16 protein-coding genes and 1 tRNA gene are annotated in these 18,206 nt (G+C 57.7%); 8 read left to right on the forward strand and 9 right to left on the reverse strand.

Annotated features, from left to right (window positions below; genetic code table 11):
* Positions 1–164: 164 nt before the first annotated feature.
* From EYC79_RS22015 to EYC79_RS22025, 3 genes are all read left to right on the forward strand, one after another.
* Positions 165–2,600 carry a penicillin-binding protein 1A gene (locus tag EYC79_RS22015; RefSeq protein ID WP_062440904.1) on the forward strand — a complete coding sequence of 812 codons (2,436 nt, stop codon included), beginning with the start codon at positions 165–167 and terminating at the stop codon, positions 2,598–2,600.
* Positions 2,601–2,698: 98 nt separating this feature from the next.
* Positions 2,699–3,830 (forward strand): peptide chain release factor 2 gene (prfB, locus tag EYC79_RS22020; RefSeq protein ID WP_165457100.1). Its coding sequence is split into 2 segments (ribosomal slippage): positions 2,699–2,767 and positions 2,769–3,830, totalling 1,131 coding nucleotides; the frame shifts between segments, so codons are not numbered across the junction.
* 155 nt (positions 3,831–3,985) lie between these two features.
* The gene (locus tag EYC79_RS22025) at positions 3,986–4,450 is read left to right on the forward strand and encodes a cysteine hydrolase family protein (RefSeq protein WP_130979512.1); all 465 of its coding nucleotides are present in this window, start codon (positions 3,986–3,988) and stop codon (positions 4,448–4,450) included.
* A gap of 98 nt (positions 4,451–4,548) precedes the next feature.
* On the opposite strand, the gene EYC79_RS22030 is transcribed toward EYC79_RS22025, so the two are convergent.
* Both EYC79_RS22030 and EYC79_RS22035 read right to left on the reverse strand, forming a co-directional pair.
* Entirely contained in the window at positions 4,549–5,052 is a 504-nt protein-coding gene (locus tag EYC79_RS22030; RefSeq protein ID WP_418123635.1) for a hypothetical protein, read from the reverse strand.
* A gap of 14 nt (positions 5,053–5,066) precedes the next feature.
* Positions 5,067–5,921, reverse strand: a complete 855-nt coding sequence (locus EYC79_RS22035) for an NAD kinase (RefSeq protein WP_335625489.1) — start codon at positions 5,919–5,921, stop codon at positions 5,067–5,069.
* A gap of 384 nt (positions 5,922–6,305) precedes the next feature.
* Between EYC79_RS22035 and EYC79_RS22040 the strand changes: the two genes are divergently transcribed.
* Entirely contained in the window at positions 6,306–6,560 is a 255-nt protein-coding gene (locus tag EYC79_RS22040) for a hypothetical protein (protein WP_130979514.1), read from the forward strand.
* Between the two features lie 255 nt (positions 6,561–6,815).
* On the opposite strand, the gene EYC79_RS22045 is transcribed toward EYC79_RS22040, so the two are convergent.
* Complete coding sequence (locus tag EYC79_RS22045) at positions 6,816–6,998, reverse strand: hypothetical protein (protein ID WP_062427428.1); 183 nt, start codon at positions 6,996–6,998, stop codon at positions 6,816–6,818.
* 237 nt (positions 6,999–7,235) lie between these two features.
* A complete protein-coding gene (locus EYC79_RS22050) occupies positions 7,236–7,448 on the reverse strand; it encodes a hypothetical protein (protein WP_062427426.1) in 213 nt (70 codons plus the stop codon).
* A 45-nt stretch (positions 7,449–7,493) separates the two neighbouring features.
* Here EYC79_RS22050 and EYC79_RS23565 point away from each other — a divergent pair, with 45 nt between their 5' ends.
* Together EYC79_RS23565 and EYC79_RS22060 are read left to right on the forward strand one after the other, a co-directional pair.
* On the forward strand, positions 7,494–8,036 hold the full coding sequence (locus EYC79_RS23565; RefSeq protein ID WP_165457101.1) for a hypothetical protein: 543 nt from the start codon (positions 7,494–7,496) through the stop codon (positions 8,034–8,036).
* A 222-nt stretch (positions 8,037–8,258) separates the two neighbouring features.
* Entirely contained in the window at positions 8,259–9,062 is an 804-nt protein-coding gene (locus EYC79_RS22060; RefSeq protein ID WP_205654457.1) for an FkbM family methyltransferase, read from the forward strand.
* Positions 9,063–9,506: 444 nt separating this feature from the next.
* Here the strand turns inward: EYC79_RS22060 and EYC79_RS22065 are convergent.
* A tRNA-Lys gene (locus EYC79_RS22065) sits at positions 9,507–9,582 on the reverse strand.
* 162 nt (positions 9,583–9,744) lie between these two features.
* On the reverse strand, positions 9,745–9,996 hold the full coding sequence (locus EYC79_RS22070) for a GlsB/YeaQ/YmgE family stress response membrane protein (RefSeq protein ID WP_062427424.1): 252 nt from the start codon (positions 9,994–9,996) through the stop codon (positions 9,745–9,747).
* Between the two features lie 168 nt (positions 9,997–10,164).
* Here EYC79_RS22070 and EYC79_RS22075 point away from each other — a divergent pair, with 168 nt between their 5' ends.
* On the forward strand, positions 10,165–12,744 hold the full coding sequence (locus tag EYC79_RS22075; RefSeq protein ID WP_130979517.1) for a mechanosensitive ion channel family protein: 2,580 nt from the start codon (positions 10,165–10,167) through the stop codon (positions 12,742–12,744).
* A gap of 165 nt (positions 12,745–12,909) precedes the next feature.
* Positions 12,910–15,423, forward strand: coding sequence for a GcvT family protein (locus EYC79_RS22080; RefSeq protein WP_130979677.1), 2,514 nt, complete (start codon positions 12,910–12,912; stop codon positions 15,421–15,423).
* A gap of 197 nt (positions 15,424–15,620) precedes the next feature.
* Here the strand turns inward: EYC79_RS22080 and EYC79_RS22085 are convergent, their stop codons facing one another.
* The 3 genes from EYC79_RS22085 to trpC form a co-directional block, all read right to left on the reverse strand.
* Entirely contained in the window at positions 15,621–16,838 is a 1,218-nt protein-coding gene (locus tag EYC79_RS22085; RefSeq protein WP_130979518.1) for a molybdopterin molybdotransferase MoeA, read from the reverse strand.
* A 76-nt stretch (positions 16,839–16,914) separates the two neighbouring features.
* Positions 16,915–17,394 (reverse strand): cyclic pyranopterin monophosphate synthase MoaC, encoded by a 480-nt coding sequence (moaC, locus tag EYC79_RS22090; RefSeq protein WP_130979519.1) that lies wholly within the window; start codon positions 17,392–17,394, stop codon positions 16,915–16,917.
* Positions 17,391–18,206, reverse strand: coding sequence for an indole-3-glycerol phosphate synthase TrpC (gene trpC, locus EYC79_RS22095; RefSeq protein ID WP_130979520.1), 816 nt, complete (start codon positions 18,204–18,206; stop codon positions 17,391–17,393). Before trpC ends, moaC begins: the two co-directional genes overlap by 4 nt.

Here is an 18,206-nt window from a genome sequence, read left to right on the forward strand (position 1 = left end):
GACTCGCTTGCGATTGCGCGGACACTATCTCTCGATAACATGAGCGGGAATGCTTAATCCCCGACTTGTCATCGGTTAAGCGGTGTGCAAAACGGCACGCTACATGTAAAATTGCGCGCCTACGGGCAGGCGCAAAGTGCGATTCGAAGTATCGGTAGCCTCATATGATCAGACTGATTGGATATTTCTTCGGCTTGGCGAGCACGCTTTTTCTCGTGGTCGCGGCTGGCGTTGCCCTTTACCTGGTAACGATCACGAAGGATCTGCCTGACTATGCGGTTCTGAACAGCTACGAGCCGCCAGTGACGACCCGCGTTCACGCCGGCAATGGCGCGCTGATGACGGAATATGCCGAACAGCGTCGCCTGTTCCTGCCGATCCAGGCTATCCCGGACCGCGTCAAGGCCGCATTTCTTTCGGCGGAAGACAAGAACTTCTATCAGCACCCCGGCATCGACGTGACCGGCTTTGCGCGTGCGGCCCTTGCTTATGTGACGGGCGGCCCGACGCAGGGCGGCTCGACCATCACCCAGCAGGTGGCAAAGAACTTCCTGCTGACGAACGAGCAGACGATGGAGCGCAAGGCGAAGGAAGCCATTCTTTCCTTCCGCATCGAGCAGGCATATAGCAAGGACAAGATTCTTGAGCTCTATCTCAACGAAATCTTCTTCGGGCTGAATTCCTACGGTATTGCCAGCGCCTCGCTGACCTATTTCAACAAGTCCGTCACCGAACTCACCATTGCCGAGACGGCCTATCTCGCGGCTCTGCCGAAGGGTCCGGCGAACTACCATCCGTTCCGTCGCGAGAAGGCCGCTGTCGAGCGCCGCAACTGGGTGATCGATCGCATGGCCGAAAACGGCTATATCACCAAGGCGGATGCTGAAGAGGCCAAGCAGCAGCCACTCGGTGTGAACGTTCGCCGCGGTGGTCCGCAGCTTGCCGGTTCGGACTATTTCGCCGAAGAAGTGCGCCGCCAGATCGTCGATCAGTTCGGCGCAGACAAGCTGCTCAAGGGCGGTCTTTCGGTGCGCACGTCGTTCGATCCGGAAATCCAGATGGAAGCGCGCAAGGCGCTACAGGATGGTCTCATCGACTATGATGAGCGCCGCGGTTTCCATGGTCCAATCGATCAGATCGACATCAATGGCGACTGGGCAGCGGCGCTTTCCAAGCTGAAACCTTTGCGTGATGTGCCCGAATGGCGCATGGCCGTGGTGCTGGCCGCAACGGCAGATGGCGTCGATGTCGGTCTCCGTCCGGACGCGGACAGCGATGCTGCCGATAAGAATGCGCGCGGCCGGATCAAGCCGGATGATATGAAATGGGCCTATCGCGACTCCAAGGGGCAGCGCAGCACGGCCAAGTCTCCGGCTGGCGTGCTGAAGGCCGGCGATGTCGTCTATGTTGAGCAAATCTCTGGCCAGGGCAATTCCTACCGCCTTCGCCAGCCGCCGAAGGTGCAGGGCGGCATGGTGGTGATGGATCCGCATACCGGTCGTGTTCTTGCGATCGTCGGCGGCTTCTCCTACGCGCAGTCTGAATTCAACCGCGCGACACAGGCCATGCGTCAGCCCGGTTCGTCCTTCAAGCCGTTCATCTACGCAGCAGCACTCGACAATGGCTATACGCCGGCTTCGGTCGTCATGGATGCACCGCTTGAGGTTGTTTCCGGTGGTGAAGTCTGGCGGCCGCAGAACTACGGTGGCGAGGTCGCAGGTCCGTCCACGCTTCGTCTTGGCATCGAAAAGTCTCGCAACCTGATGACGGTGCGTCTGGCACAGGACATGGGCATGAACCTGGTGGCGGAATATGCCGACAGCTTCGGTATCTACGACAAGATGCCTCCGCTGCTTGCCATGTCGCTCGGTTCGGGCGAAACCACCGTCATGCGCATGGTCTCGGCCTATTCCGTGATCGCCAATGGCGGCAAGCAGATCAAGCCGACAGTGATCGACCGTATTCAGGACCGCTACGGCAAGACGATTTTCCGTCACGAGGACCGCGCCTGCGAAGGCTGTAATGCGACGGTGTGGCAGAACCAGAACGAGCCGACCATTGTCGACAAGCGCGAGCAGGTTCTCGACCCGATGACCGCCTATCAGGTCACGTCCATGATGGAAGGCGTCGTTCAGCGCGGTACGGCTGCCGGCAAGATCAAGGTTGATCTGCCTGTTGCGGGCAAGACTGGTACCACCAATGATGAAAAGGATGCCTGGTTCGTCGGTTACACGCCGGATCTCGTGGCGGGGCTTTACATCGGTTTCGATAGCCCGGCACCTCTCGGTCGTGGCGGCACCGGCGGTTCGCTCGCAGCACCGATCTTCGGCGAGTTCATTTCCCAGGCAGCAAAGCATCTGCCGCACAGCAAGTTCATCGTACCGAACGGCATGAATTTCGTCGCTGTCAACCGCAAGACGGGCATGGCGGCGATGGAAGGCGAGCCTGACACGATCATGGAAGCCTTCAAGCCTGGTACCGGTCCTGCATCGAGCTTCAATGTCATCGGCATGGATGGCAACATGTCCCAGGAAGACATTTTGCGGGAGTCTCCGCAGGCGCAGCAGGCCATCACTGGCGGCGGCGGCGGCCTCTACTAAATCAAATCAACACAAGGCGAGGGGCGCGGGTCTTTACATCCGCGCCCCTCGCATTTATTCACCCAAGCAGTTTTTCAAGAAGGCGAAGAATCTGCGAAATGCGCAATGAAATCGTAAACGTAGTCGACGAAATCAAGCAGGCCATAAGCCTGCTGAGGAGGCATCTTTGACTGGGACCAGGCGATAAGACGACTGGACTGGTTGAACAACAAGGCAGAGGATCCGAACCTCTGGAACGATGCCGGCGAAGCGCAGAAGCTGATGCGCGAACGCCAGCAGCTGGATGAATCCATCAATGGTGTCCGATCGCTCGAGCAGCAGGTCAACGACAATATCGAATTGATCGAGATGGGTGAGGCCGAGGGCGACGAGGAAATCGTGCGCGAGGCTGAAGAGGCGCTGAAGGCGCTGCGCAGCGAAGCAAACCGCCGTCAGGTGGAAGCGATGCTTTCGGGCGAAGCCGATTCCAACGACACCTATGTCGAAGTGCATTCAGGCGCCGGCGGTACGGAAAGCCAGGACTGGGCGAGCATGCTTTTGCGCATGTATACCCGCTGGGCCGAGCGTCAGGGCTTCAAGGTGGAAGTGCTGGAAGTGCATGACGGCGAAGAGGCCGGCATCAAGTCTGCGACCATTCTGGTAAAGGGTCACAATGCCTTCGGCTGGATGAAGACCGAATCCGGTGTTCACCGCCTGGTGCGCATCTCTCCCTATGACAACAATGCGCGTCGTCATACGTCGTTCTCGTCCATCTGGGTTTATCCCGTCGTGGACGACTCGATCCAGATCGACATCAACGAAAGCGATTGCCGCATCGATACCTATCGCTCGTCCGGTGCGGGTGGTCAGCACGTCAACACGACCGACTCCGCGGTGCGTATCACGCACATTCCGACCGGTATTGCGGTTGCCTGCCAGCAGGAGCGCTCTCAGCACAAGAACCGCGCCAAGGCGTGGGAAATGCTGCGCTCGCGCCTTTATGAGCTGGAGTTGCAGAAGCGCGAAGAAGCGGCCAATGCGCAGGCCGCGTCCAAGACGGACATCGGCTGGGGTCATCAGATCCGCTCTTACGTTCTGCAGCCCTATCAGCTGGTCAAGGACCTGCGCACGGGCGTGGAAAGCACCTCGCCAAGCAGCGTCCTCGATGGCGATCTGAACGAATTCATGGAGGCAGCCCTTGCTCACCGCATCAGCGGTGGCGCGGGCGTGGAAGTCTCCGACATCGATTGATGGCGGCCGCGCCAATTTCGATACCAGAACCTCCCGTGGCGCTTGCTGCGGGAGGTTTTTCATTTACAGCATCGGCCCGAAAATCAGACTCGATTTTCGGGCCGACGCGTCGATTCAAAAAGCTTTAGTGCCATTCTAGGCTTGAGGAGATTGCGGTGAAACAGGCTCTCTATATTGTCGATGTGCAGCCGAGCTTCAATCCGCCGTCACGCCTTGTCGAGGAGATCGCAACACTCGCTATCAGGATGCCGAGCATAGCGAGCGTCGAGCGGCATGATGAGAGCATCACGCCATTTGAGCGGCAACTGGGGTGGACGCCCGGCAAGAATGACGAGTCGCTTGTGGCCGCGGACCGCGTCTTCATCAAATATGGCTATGCACCGCCAAGGGAAGCTGTCGATTATCTTCTGTCGCTGCAGCTCGATCGGGTTCTCGTTTGCGGGATTCAGGCCGATACCTGTGTACTCGCGGCCGGCTTTGCCTTTTTCGATGCGGGGCTCTCTCCCACGCTGCTGCCCTGGCTAACGGTGGGATCTAGTCTCGACCGAACGGGCGCGCTCGGTGCTCGTCTCTGGAAGCATCACTTTGGCGCGATGCTGAGTGGGCCAGACGAGATTTGAGTTACGCGCGAGAGGGTGGGGGCGAATAGCTACGGCGCTATGCTGATGCTCTTGCCAGCCCGTCTAAGAAAGAGACGCCGAGGCACGGCGCCTTAGGTCTAGTTCGACGCTTTCTCGATTTTCATGTCGCCCAACTCATCGATGAGAATGGTCCATGCGTCCGGCTCCTTTTGATCCGGGTCGGTCTTCAGATGGACGGTGACGAACAGACCGGGAAGACTGGACGCGCCGGCCGAACTTTCAGGGCGGATATCCGTCACATAGGCCTTCATCTGTGTGAATTCTTCGAGCTCGAGGGTCTCGACGAGGGAAGGGCCGTCCGCAGTATAGGCGATCTGCTGGAGATAGATTTTCGCTGTGCCATCTGGCTGGCGCATGGCGACGACCTTGTAATAGCCGCGCGTGGGCTCTGGACGCGTCGACGCGCCCGTATCCGTTGGCTGTGAGGACTTTGTTGCTGTGTCCTCCACGGCCTCGCGTTCCCACATGCCGTTGCTAGTAACAAAGATGGTCGACACGGGCAGCGCATCAATGCCCGGCGTCTGCGAGAAGGCCTGACTGACGCTACCAAGCAATAGGGCTGCGGCAAGGAGGGCTTTCATGGTCATGTCCTTCATCAGTTGGTGAACTGTTCGGCGAGAATCCGGTCCGACCAGGAGCGATCCGGATCAGAGAGAATTCTGGCCGTCCGATCCTGCGAAAGCGCGATTTTGACGCTGCGCACGGATTTCACCTCGCGGTGATCGGCAACGGCGTTTACCGGACGCTTTTCGCCTTCTTGAACGTGGATGTCGACGGTCACCTTATTGGGCAGCAATGCGCCACGCCAGCGCCTCGGACGGAAGGGGCTGACAGGTGTCAGAGCAAGCAGCGGAGATTCCAGCGGCAGGATCGGGCCATGGGCTGAAAAGTTGTAAGCCGTAGAGCCGGCGGGCGTCGCCACCATCACGCCGTCGCAGATCAATTCTTCCAGCCGCGTCTTGCCGTCGATGTCGACACGAAGCTTTGCTGCCTGGTGAGACTGGCGGAAGAGGCTGACCTCGTTCATCGCAAGGGCGGAGACCTCGTTGCCGTCCTCGTCCACCGTGGTCATTCTGAGCGGATGGAAATCATTGCCGGTGGCCACGGCAATGCGTTCGTGCAGCCGTCCCAGCCTGTAATCGTTCATCAGGAAGCCGACGGAGCCGCGGTTCATGCCGTAGACACGCTTTCCGAGATTCATCGTCTCATTCAAGACCTGGAGCATGAAGCCATCGCCCCCGAGCGCAACGATCACATCCGCTTCGTCGAACGAGGCATTGCCATATTCGCGGATCAGTTCTTCTCTCGCGGCCTGCGCGTGGTCTGCGGACGAAGCGACGAAGGAAATTTTATGCACTGAACGCGACATGCGGCCATCCCGATTGATGATCTCTGGTACATGAAGAGATACCTGATGGACAAGCTCTTTCGAGGCGCAAGCGGTGACCAGCCGCTTTCCACGGTGTCCTTCGCGCCACGGTCCAGGCCGCCAGAGGAAGCCCGATTCGCATTCGCGCCATAATTATTAACAACCGACCCGCGAAGGCCGGAACAAAAGCAAACTCTCCCCGTTCTTTCAGCACAATGGAGATTGTAACATGACCTCGCAAGGTACTTCTGGTCGCCGAAGAATTCTTGAGGCCGCGAACAAGGCCTCCATTACCACATACAAACCCATTATCGTTCCTCTTACAGGTACCTATGTGGCAATGATCTTCCGCAGAGGCCTTAAGAGTGCGTCTAAACTGGCAAAGACTTAGTCGAAACCTGGCGTGACTTGACGCTGCCGATGACCGGTAGCCGGAACGCCACAGAGATAGCGAAGGGGAATGACATGAAGAAAGTTCTCATCATCGCCGCTGCCATGGTTGTTTCCGCAGGCGCAGCGTTCGCAGAATGTGCAAAGGGCATCGAAACAACGGCCGCCGCCCCGGGTATCGACCGCGAGTTCAAGACGGCAAGCATCGCGCCGCCAACCGAGCCCGCTCAGAAACCGGTTCTGGTTTTGAGAAAAATGGACAGGCTGCCAGGCAATGTGGAAACCGCCGTTGTTGCCTCTCCTGAGAGCGCATTGGCGCGGATGCAGTGATCCACCTGACTAGAGCGCAATGCGTCCTGTAGGACGCCCTAATGACGCTCTGTCTTCTTTGATCTACGCATCGTGCTTGATACATCCCGCGTCCAAAGACATTTGGGGCGGGATTTTTATACGTAGGCTATCAATTGGCTCCAGCTCTCGGCGGGCACCACATCAAACTGCGATCGCTTGCGTCTCTCTCAAGACAAGATATCGCTGCCTATCCCACGCACAACCTTTCACGACCCACGCGTCTCCGAGCGTCTCTTAGGAGTCGAGCTTCAGAGAAAGCTGCCGACCGCCATTCTTTTTGAGAATGTACAGAGGCTTGGCGATCATCTCCGTCTTGCGACGCAAATCGCGGCGACGCGCTTCAGCACGTTCTCTCAAATCTCTGGATTGAGCAACAAGAGCGAGTGCCTGCTCAATGGATCTCTCTGACGTCGTCATCGTGAACTCCTGTTTGTTCTCTTTATGTTCTCATTTCGAGCCAGGATTGTCAAGGGATTCCGATTCGCGGACGCGTATGCCCAAATAGAGGTCGAGATCAATGTGAGAATTAGGATATCGTTTGCGACGCGGCGACGACGAGTAAAGGTCGCGACTTCGAAACGGACCGTTCGAGGTGAAAAAGAAAAAGGCCCGGCGTGGCCGGACCTTTCATCTTTCACACTGCAACTCTCCATTTCAGGAGAGGGCGCGGTCTTCCAAGAAACTGTCTTCGGACAGGCGACCGCTTGCTAGTGCAACAATAGCAAGAGCTGCGTGTTGACGATCCCAGCCCGCACTTTCGGCAACCTCAAGCAGTCCATTGATGGAAGGCTCGAGAGCGAACTGGCATTCAGCCTGGTAATCCATAGTGTCGATCTTGAGCGACGGTGGATTGATCAAAGCGCGCATTAAGCACTCCATTCTGGCGCATATCCCACTCCCCGATGTAGGGACATGCGTGAAATTCACAAGCTTTCGAAGCTCAACGTCGTAACGACGTCAAGCGATATCAAGCCACGAATCCCCCAGCGCGAGGGAGAGTCTTTTATATTAGAGATTCTGTCAACCTCGGGCAGCAGGTTATGCGTCGCCCCTGCTTTGTCGAAAGGGGCGCTTTCGCCAAATGAGAAGGGCCATCACATAGAGCGCGAAGGTGACGAACCAGACGAGCGGAAAAGCAAGAAATACAGCGGCATATCCACATCCGCCATCAAAGCAGGTGCCGAAGGTGGCAGTCTGCACGACGGCCCTTGCCACAAAGAAGGAGACGAAGCCGGTTCCCGCAACGCCCGCAAGCAACAACACGATATTGGTAAACAGTCTCATGTTGGCGGAGTATGGATAAGAATAAGACGTCTTTGCGGACATCAGACAAGAAGCTGGTGTGGCTCGGATATTTTCTTGCTGAGTGCGTCTTATTTCTCGGCGCAGTGGCAGACGCCAGCCTTAAATAACGCGCTGACGGTGAAAGTGGCAGCCTCACTGGCTGAAGAATAGCTGCTAGTTATCGGTCGGTTGGCGATTGCGGCCTTTTGACCTTTACGGACAGCGATTTTTGGAGCGCCGGGAAACGTGTCCAGCTGTGGTAACCTTAAATCCTGTTATCCGAATATTCGCTGTCAGCTTAGGCTATAGGTGGGTCGTTAAGTCAATTTCCAGAAGACGTTTAGGGAGCAATTGTCTTGTTCAGGTCAGCAAGCGGCTTCTCAGGGGGCAATTTTGAAGAGATATATTCGATTTCTGATCTATGTTGTCAGAAACTTTGTTATCGCGAATAGAAGATTTGTTCGCCTAGCACCTTTTGAGCGGGGAAAGATTCCGTTCTACGATAAGCGTACCAAACGGTTCTTGCACGTGTCGGTTCGAGATCACATCGACTCGATCACCGCGGATCAGGTTTTTACCGACAGTGATTACGAATTGCGCTTTCTGAGCCGCTACGACGAATTGGTGGCGTTCTATGAGCGAACCCTCTCCCAGAATAAAACCCCGTTAATCATCGACTGCGGCGCGAATATCGGCTGCTCCGCTTTATTTTTTGCTCGAGAGTTTCCAGCCGCAAAGCTCGTGGCTGTTGAGCCCGAGCGCAATAATGTCGAGATGATTAGAAAAAACTGCGCGTCGCTCAACAACGTCATCGCGGTCAACAAGGCGGTTGGCTCGACCGATGGCCTGGTGACCATTGCTGATCCGCATTGCGATAACAACGCATTCAGAATGACTCGCGAGCCGGATGGCAAGGGTGACATCCCCGTTACATCGATAGAGAGCCTCCTATCCGATTACGATCAGTATGTGCCCTTCATCATCAAAATCGACATTGAAGGTTTCGAAGAGGACCTGTTTTCGGCAAATACCGGCTGGCTCGAAAAATTTCCCCTGATGATCATCGAAACGCATGACTGGTTGCTCCCGCGCCAGGCAAATTCCAGCAACTTTCTCAAAGTCATCAGCGCAACGGGAAGGGATTTCATGCATAGAAGTGCCAATGTCTTTTCCATCTCCAACACGATCGAGATGTGAAGCCTGTCGCGATCTTTCAGATTCGCTCCTTGCGCTTAGGTCCATGTTATCGCGAGCGCGACTTGCGTTGAGTCACGGCGGTTCTTCGCTGATGTTTACGGCGCAGCGCCTTGAACGGCTCTCATTTCATCACGGACATCGAAAGCCGCTGGCAGTTAGACATCGGGACGTTGGGCCATCATATCGAGCCGAACGCTGCCTGCCTTCGAGCACGTTCTGACTTACTCTATCGTACCATGACGATGTTGGCGGAATGGGGATGATCCGCCGCGTGACGTTGCCTTGGGCCGAGAGTTGTCGTTCTCTGATGACGCGTTCGGGGAGGAAGAGTGCAAGAACGAACAGCGCGAACAGAAGCTGTCTGCAACGCGCCTGAAACTTCGTCTTATTTATTAAGAGATTTTGCAAAATTGTCTGAAACGTCAGACACTTGCGAAGAGAGAATGGTGGGTGATGTAGGGCTCGAACCTACGACCCGCTGATTAAGAGTCAGCTGCTCTACCAACTGAGCTAATCACCCGACCGGCACCGTGTGGCGGTGTGAGGGGGCGTATAAAGGGGTTCATTTCCCTTGTCTAGCGCCAATGACGAAATATTCCGATTTTTCTTTCGAGAGGCATATCATTTTCAGAAAAAAGCCCGGAAATCCGGGCTTCTTCCGTAAGAGATTTTTTTCGGCGACCTAGCGTCTTATTGCTCGCGCCACGGCGATCAGGATGCAGGCACCGATGAAGCCCGCGATCAAATATCCAATCCAGCCGCCCAAAACGATTCCGAACACCGACAGGATGGCGTTGGCGATCACTGCGCCCACGATCCCGAGGATGATGTTCATCAAAACACCCATATTGCTCTTCATGAACTGCTCTGCGAGCCAACCGGCGATGCCACCGATAATGATTGCTGCGAGCCAACCGATACCTGCTGATTCCATGATTACCCTCCATCTATGGACACTATTTGCTTGTGCGCACTTTAATGGTTGAGACGAGAAGAAGTTCCACGGCTTGGGTATGAGACTGCTGTTGAATTGCCTTATACGGCGATTATGTAGGCCAGAAGATTCGGCAGAAGCAAAAGGGTAGGTTCGATGACGTTTTCTATGAGTGAGAACAAATGGCTGCGTTCTCTGCTTCTCCTTCCGCTGATCTGCATCCTGTTGTCCTCCTTCGCTTTTGCGCAGGAAGACCCTGCCCAGGCACCGGCTGCTGCAACCATGCCGGTTGTGGAACGGTCGACGAAGGAACTCGATAAGTACAAGGCCACTCTTTCCGATATCACCCGCCAGTTGGAGGATGGAGGCAGAGACGATACCCGGCTCGTCGATCTCAAAGGTAAGGCGGATGATCTATCGACCTCCGTCAACAGCGTCGTCTCCACTCTGCGTGGGCGGCTAGACGAGATCAACGGTCGCATCACCTCCCTCGGCGAGCCGCCCAAGGAGGGCGCGCCGCCGGAAGCCAGCGTGGTGACCGACGAGCGCAACAGGCTGAATTCGGAAAAGTCGCAGATTAACGCTGTGCTGGGCGATGCCGAGGCTGTTGCCGGGCGCGCCACATCCCTGTCGAACAACATCACCTCCATTCGCCGTGCACTGTTTGCCGCCACGCTGTTCAAACGCACGGAGATTTCTCTGCCTGTGCTTGCCGAAGCGGGCCGGGAGTTTATCGACGAGGTCTCGACGCTTAGCAGCTCGCTGACCGGCTGGTCGGTCTTCGTCTGGAATTACAAGCGGCTTTCCATGTTCGGTGCCGTCTCGCTTTCGGTTCTGGCAGCCCTTTTGTTCCTCGTCGGTGGGTACCGCCTTCTTGGACACCGCATGGAGCGGCGCGCCTTTTCAGGTGAGCCATCCTATCTGCGTCGCTTGTCGGTGGCTTTCTGGTCGACGACGGTGCAATCCATGTCGGTCTTCCTGTTCATGGTGACCTCGGGCTTCTTTCTGGATAATTTCGGCGTCTTGCGGCCGGATATTGCGCCGATCGTCTATGTCGCCATGTCGGTCATCGCGTTTGTCTATTTCGTCTCACGCCTGACCTATGCGATCTTTGCGCCGACGCAGCCGGAGTGGCGCCTCCTGCATGTCTCCAATAGCGGCGCGCATACCATCTCGTCCGCGATGCTGATCATGGCGATCGTTAATGGTTTGGATTACCTGTTCAGCACCATCAGCGAGACGCTGAATTCCCCTCTGATCTTGACCGTGGCAAAGAGCTTCGTGGCCTCGATCGTCATCGGGGTCATCTTACTTGCCCTGTCGTTCCTCAAGCCGGTCATAGGCGAGGGCGAAGACGCCGAGAGCGGTCACAAGCGCATGCCGCGCTGGCTTGCCATTCTGCTGCGTGTGGGTGGCCTGTTGCTCATCGGCGCTTGCCTGACGGGCTATGTGGGGCTTGCGCGCTTCCTCGCGACACAGGTCATTGCAACGGGCGCTGTAGTGGCCACCGTCTATATCGGTATTCTGTCCGGCAAAGCGATCTCGCGTCAGGGTGCCTTCGGTGAAACGCTGGCCGGTCGTTATCTCGGACGGCGCTTTGGGCTTGGACCGGTGGCGCTCGACCAGGCCGGTCTTGCCGCGGGTCTCGGCATCTACGCCATCGCGCTTGCCTTTGGCATACCGCTGGTTCTCTTCTCCTGGGGCTTTCAGCCCGGCGACATCGAGAACTGGGCATATAGCCTGCTGACGGGCTTCAAGGTCGGCAATACGTCGATTTCGCTCATCAGCATCTTTAGCGGCATCCTGGTCTTCATCGTCGGTTATGCGGTGACGCGCTGGTTTCAGAAGTGGCTTGATCGCAACGTCATGGCGCGCGGTCAGGTGGATGCCGGCGTTCGAAACTCGGTCGGTACAGGTATTGGCTATCTCGGCATCGTCGTTGCGGCGATCTTCGGCATCTCCTCGGCTGGTCTTGATCTTTCCAGCCTGGCGCTCGTAGCTTCAGCCCTCTCGGTTGGTATCGGTTTTGGCCTGCAGAACATCGTCTCGAACTTTGTGTCCGGTCTGATCCTGCTGGTCGAGCGCCCGTTCAAGGTGGGTGACTGGGTGGTGACTGGCGCAGTCGAGGGCACCGTCAAGCGGCTGTCGGTGCGCGCGACCGAGATCGAGACGTTCCGGGGGCAATCGATCATCGTGCCGAATTCGGAGTTCATCAACTCGTCCGTCGGTAACTGGACGCACCGAAACCGCATCCAGCGTGCCGAAATTCCGGTGTCGGTTGCCTATGAAACCGATCCGCAGAAGGTCATGGATATCCTGCTGGAACTGGTGAAGAAGCAGACGCCGGTGTTGAGGAACCCCGAGCCGCATGTGGAATTCCTGCGCTTCGGTGATTTCTCGCTCGACTTCGAACTCCGCTTCCACCTTGCCGATCTCTCCCATGGGCTGACCGTCAAGAACAATCTGCGGATGGAGATTTTGAAGCGTTTCCGGGAAGAAGGCATCAGCATCCCGATGCCGCAGCGCAATCTGAACATTCACATGGAAGGCGAGACGAACCCGCAAATCCTCGCGGCCCTTCTTTCGGAGGAGGGCGACAAGGCCGTCGTCTCTCATACAGGCGCCGCGGCTACGCCAAAACAAGAGGCGGCGAAGTCCGAGGTTTCCAAGCCGCAAGGCGAGGAAGAAAAGCTCTCAGAGGCAAAGGCGGATGAGCCTAAATCGCCTGTCGCGAAGCAGCGAAAATGAGCATTCGCGCTGCTTGAAAATCGTCAAAAGGCTTGCCGTCGCGGCGAGCCTTTTGCATGTCGTAATCAGGCGTTTGGGCGACGATGCGACATTGCATAGTCTGCGCCATAGGTTCGGAAAAAGCCGCGTTCATGCGGATGACATGCCTCAAGGGGAACTATGACTATGAAGACACATGCGCGGGCAGTGGTTATCGGTGGCGGCGTTGTCGGCGTTTCGACGCTCTACCATCTCGCCAAGAAGGGCTGGACCGATTCTGTTCTGATCGAGCGCAAGGAGCTGACATCCGGCTCCACGTGGCACGCCGCTGGCCTGCTTCCGCTGTTCAACATGAGCTATTCGGTTGGTCAGATTCACAAATACTCGGTCAAGTTCTACGAAGAGCTGCAGCATGAAACCGGCATGAATGTCGGCTTCTCCAAGGTTTCCAATATTCGTCTCGCCCGCACCAAGGATCGCTGGGACGAATATATGTATTACACCGGCATTGCCGAAACGATTGGCGTCAACGTCAAGCTTCTGACGCCGGAAGAGGTGAAGGAAGTCTGGCCGCTCTGCGAGACCGACGGTCTGCTCGGCGCAATCCAGCATCCGGACGATGGCTATATCCAACCTGCAGACCTGACCCAGGCACTGGCAAAGGGTGCGCGCGACAAGGGTGCGACGATCTATAGAAACACCACCGTCACCGCGATCGAGCAGACGGAAGACGGTCACTGGAAGGTGACGACCGACAAGGGCGAGATCATCGCCGAGCACGTCATCTCCTGTACGGGTTCGTTTGCGCGCAAGACGGGTGAAATGGTCGGCATCAACATCCCGGTCATTCCTGTCGAGCACCAGTACATCGTGACCGAGCCGCATCCGGACATTCTGGAGCGCCGCAAGCAGGGCCTGCCTGAAATGGGCGTTCTGCGCGAGTCGGACAGCGCGTGGTATATGCGCGAGGAGGCCGGTGGTCTGATCCTCGGCCCTTATGAGGTTGGCGCGCCGGTCTGTTATGTCGACGGTCCTTCGGCCGACAGCGAATATGAGCTCTTCCAGGAGGAGCTCGATCGTCTGATGCCGCATATCGAAAGCGCCATCGCGCGCGTTCCAGCCTTCGGCGAAGTCGGCATCAAGAAGGTCTATAATGGCGCGATCGCCTATACGCCGGATGGCAACCCGATCGTTGGACCGGCTCCAGGCCTCAAGAATTTCTGGCTGAACGAAGGTCACTCCTTCGGCATCACCGCGGCCGGCGGTGCCGGCTGGCAGCTGGCGGAATGGATCGTCGACGGCGAACCCACGCTCGACCTCACCGGCGTCGATCCGCGCCGCTTTGGCCCTTACGCGACTGAAGGCTATCTGATTGCCAAGAACGAAGAGGCCTATGCCAACGTCTTCACCATGCACTACCCGGATGAGGAGCGCTCCGCTGCCCGTCCGCTGAAGACGACGCCGATCTACGATCGCTTGAAGAAGCTCGGCGGTGTCTTCGGCTCCGTCTATGGCTGGGAGCGTGCCAACTGGTATGCGCCGGAAGGCTATGCGCTGAAGGAAGAAGAGCTTGGCGTTGGTGCCGACGTCATCACCAACCACAATCATGCACCAGCGCTGGAAGACGGCCGTATTGTCGAGAAGTGGTCGTTCCGCCGCTCCAACTATTTCGAGCATGTCGGCAACGAGGTGAAGAACGTCAACCAGAATGTCGGCGTTCTCGATATGTCGGCCTTCGCCAAGATGGAAGTCTCCGGCCCTGGCGCGCGCGCCTGGCTCGAATCCATCCTTGCCAATGCGATCCCGAAGAAGCGCGGCCGTATTGCGCTGACACACCTTCTGACGCCGAATGGCGGCGTGAAGGCCGAGTTCACCGTCTATGAATGGGCACCGGGCCGGTTCTACCTGGTGTCTGCCGGTGGCCTGGAATCTGTCGATCACGACACTCTTCGCCGCCTTGCGCCAACGGATGGCTCCGTCACTCTCCAGCCGATCACGCAGAAATACGGCGTTCTGGCTCTTGCCGGTCCGAAGTCGCGTGACGTGCTGAAGAAGCTGACGCGAACCAGCCTCGAAAACAAGGATTTCCCATGGCTGACCGCCAAGGAAATCTCGGTCGGCGTGGCGACCGCGCACGCACTTCGCGTCAACTTCGTCGGTGAACTCGGATGGGAGCTGCATCACCCGATCGAAATGCAGAACTACATCTTCGATCGTCTGATGGAGGCCGGTGCCGAATTTGGCATCAAGCCATTCGGCATCCGCGCCATGGTGTCCATGTCGCTTGAGAAATCCTACCGCAACATGGGCCGTGAGCTCTCCGTCGAGTACAACGCCTATTCGTCGGGTCTCGATCGCTTCATCAAGCCAGAGAAGCAGTTCATCGGCCGCGATGCGGTTGTGGCTGGCAAGGAGAAGGGTCTGCCCTGGATCTTCTCTACGCTGATCGTCAGCGGTAACACCACCGTCGACGCACGTGGTTCGGAAGCTATTCTGAATGACGCAGGTGAAGTCGCTGGCCGCGCAACGAGCGGCGGCTTCGGCTGGCGTATCGGCAAATCCGTAGCACTTGCGATGCTTGCGCCTGACTACGCGACGATCGGCACCAAGCTGAAGATCAAGATCCTTGGCGATCTCTATGATGCGGAAGTCGTCGGCGAAAGCCCGTTTGATCCTGACAACGCGGTACTGCGCGCTTAAGGCTTGGTACTGATGTGAAATAAAACAAGAGGGGCTCTGTTCGCGCGGAGCCCTTCGACGTCTGGGGGAGAGCTAAGCTTCTCCTATCGGGGCTCGGCGCCGAGTTTTGTACCCATCATGTCCTCAGAGTGAGAGATATTTGAGGACTCCTCGTCGAACACGACGCGGAGCGCTCACGCTTCTGGTCGAGCCGGTGGTCAGTCTCTCAGTCGGATAGCCTTGCACTCTGCGCCAGCGGGCAGTTCAGGCGCATGGGGCGGGCGGATGATGAGGCAGTCCGATTTTGCCATAATCTTCATCATCGACGAGTCCTGCTTCGTGAAGGCCTCCGCAATCGGCTTGCCATCTTCCTCACCGACAAAGCGGGCGCGGAGATAATCCTGGCGCACGTCATTGGCTTTGAGGGCTGTGGCCGTCCTGACGGTGATCTCGCGGGCACGCGGCGCTTGGTGGCCAAGCTTGTGGATCAGTGGTTCCAGGAACAGCAGGCTGCAGACAAGGCTCGCGACCGGGTTTCCAGGCAGACCCAGCACCTGCATCGGACCGATATTCCCCACCATGAGCGGCTTGCCGGGTCGCATGGCAATGCGCCAGAAGTCCAGCGCCATGCCTTCTGCCTTCAGTGCCGCTTGGACGAGGTCGTGATCGCCGACCGAGGCCCCGCCAAGCGTCACGAGAACATCGGCTTTGGCAGCGATGGCCTTGCCGATTGCCGCACGGATCAGTCTATCGTCATCCTGAACAATACCGAGATCCAGAATATCGGCGCCAGCCCGGCGGGCGAGGGCGGCGACACCGAACGTGTTCGACGCGATGATTTGCGCGACCTGCGGTTCTCCGCCGGGTGGGACGAGTTCATCGCCGGTGGCCAGGATCGCGACCAGCGGCTTGCGATAGACCGCAAGCTCGGCATGATTCATCGCGGCCGCGACGGTCAGATCGGCGAAACTCAAGCGTGTACCGGCATCGAGCACGGTTTCATCGCGCATGAAATCTTGCCCGCGCGGTCGAATGTGTCGCCCCTGAGTGACATTGAAGGCGGTGCGGATGCGGTTGTCCTCTAAAACCTCTGCGTCTTCCTGGATGAGCACGCTATCCGCGCTTTCCGGCACGGGCGCCCCGGTAAAGATGCGGACTGCCTCACGCGTTCCGACCTTGCCCTCGAAGGCATGTCCGGCAGAGGCTGTGCCGATGACGGTCAATTCGGAGCCGATTGCTGTAGCGTCAGCGGCGCGCAGCGCGTAGCCATCCATGGCCGAGGCATTGAACGGCGGCTGTGTGATCTGCGCCTTAAGGTCGAAGGCGAGCACCCTGTCAGCCGCGGCAGCGAGACCAATGCGTTCGACTGTTGAAACGGGCTGTGCGGCATCCAGCAAACGTTGAAGGGCGTCGGCGACGGGGAGAAGGGGTTTCATGTTCGTCCTCTTCGGTGGCTCGGATAAAGACCTTGGTGCTTATCCATGACGATCATGGAGAAAGCCGTTTTTAGCCTCACGCCCTGTAGTCGCCAGACTTGCCGCCACTTTTTTCCAAGAGCCTGATCGAGCCGATTTCCATGCCCTTGTCGGCGGCCTTCGCCATGTCGTAGATCGTCAGGCAAGCGATGGAGACAGCTGTCAGCGCTTCCATCTCAACCCCGGTCTTGCCGGAGAGCTTTACGGTTGCCTGAACCCTCAAGCCGGGCAGGGTGGCATCCTCGGAGATATCGACCGACACTTTGGTCAGCATCAGCGGGTGGCAAAGCGGGATGAGGTTGGACGTCTGCTTCGCCGCCATGATGCCGGCGAGACGCGCGGTGCCGATCACGTCACCCTTCTTGGCGTTGCCCTCGCGGATCAAGGCCAACGTCTCCGGCTTCATTCTGACGAACCCTTCGGCAATCGCGGTCCTGACCGTGTCGAGCTTGTCGCCGACATCGACCATGTGGGCTTCGCCTGAGGCACCGATATGGGTGAGTTTCTGCGTGCTCATTCCGCGGCCAGAACGCCGCTCTGGCCTGTGAGAAGTGCGCGCGTTGCAGCCGTGACGTCGTCTTTGCGCATCAGGCTTTCGCCCACCAGGAAGGTGCTGATATTGCATGTCTTCAGCCGCAGACAATCCTCATGGGTGAAGATGCCGCTTTCGCCGACCAGCAGCCTGTCGGATGGGACGAGCTTTGCCAGGCGCTCACTGTTTTCGAGGCTGACTTCGAAGGTGCGCAGGTTGCGGTTGTTCACGCCGAGCATGGGTGAGACGAGCTTCAGCGCGCGCTCTGTTTCCTCTTCGTCATGCACTTCGACCAGAACGTCCATACCAAGCGCAAAGGCTTCGTCCTCGAGACGTTTTGCTTCGTCGTCGGAAAGGGATGCCATGATCAGCAGGATGCAGTCTGCGCCCCAGGCGCGCGCTTCATGCACCTGATAGGTTTCGAACATGAAATCCTTGCGCAGAGCGGGCAGGGCGCAGGCATTGCGGGCGGCGGTCAGGAATTCGGGCGCGCCCTGGAAGCTCGGCGTATCTGTCAGGACAGATAGGCAGGCCGCACCGCCGGCTTCATAGGCTTTCGCCAGCGCAGGTGGATCGAAATCAGGACGGATAAGACCCTTGGAGGGGCTTGCCTTCTTGATCTCGGCAATCAGGCCAAAGACGCCTTCGGATTGCTTGCGCTTCAGCGCGTTATAGAAGCCGCGAGGGGCGGTCTGATCTGCCGCCATGGCCTTCAGATCGGCAAGAGAAACCTTTGCCTTTGCGGCTGCGATTTCCTCACGCTTATAGGCTTCGATCTTTCTGAGAATATCGCTCAT

The organism is Agrobacterium cavarae (assembly GCF_004310285.1).
In the GTDB taxonomy this organism is placed as follows: Bacteria; Pseudomonadota; Alphaproteobacteria; order Rhizobiales; family Rhizobiaceae; genus Agrobacterium; species Agrobacterium cavarae.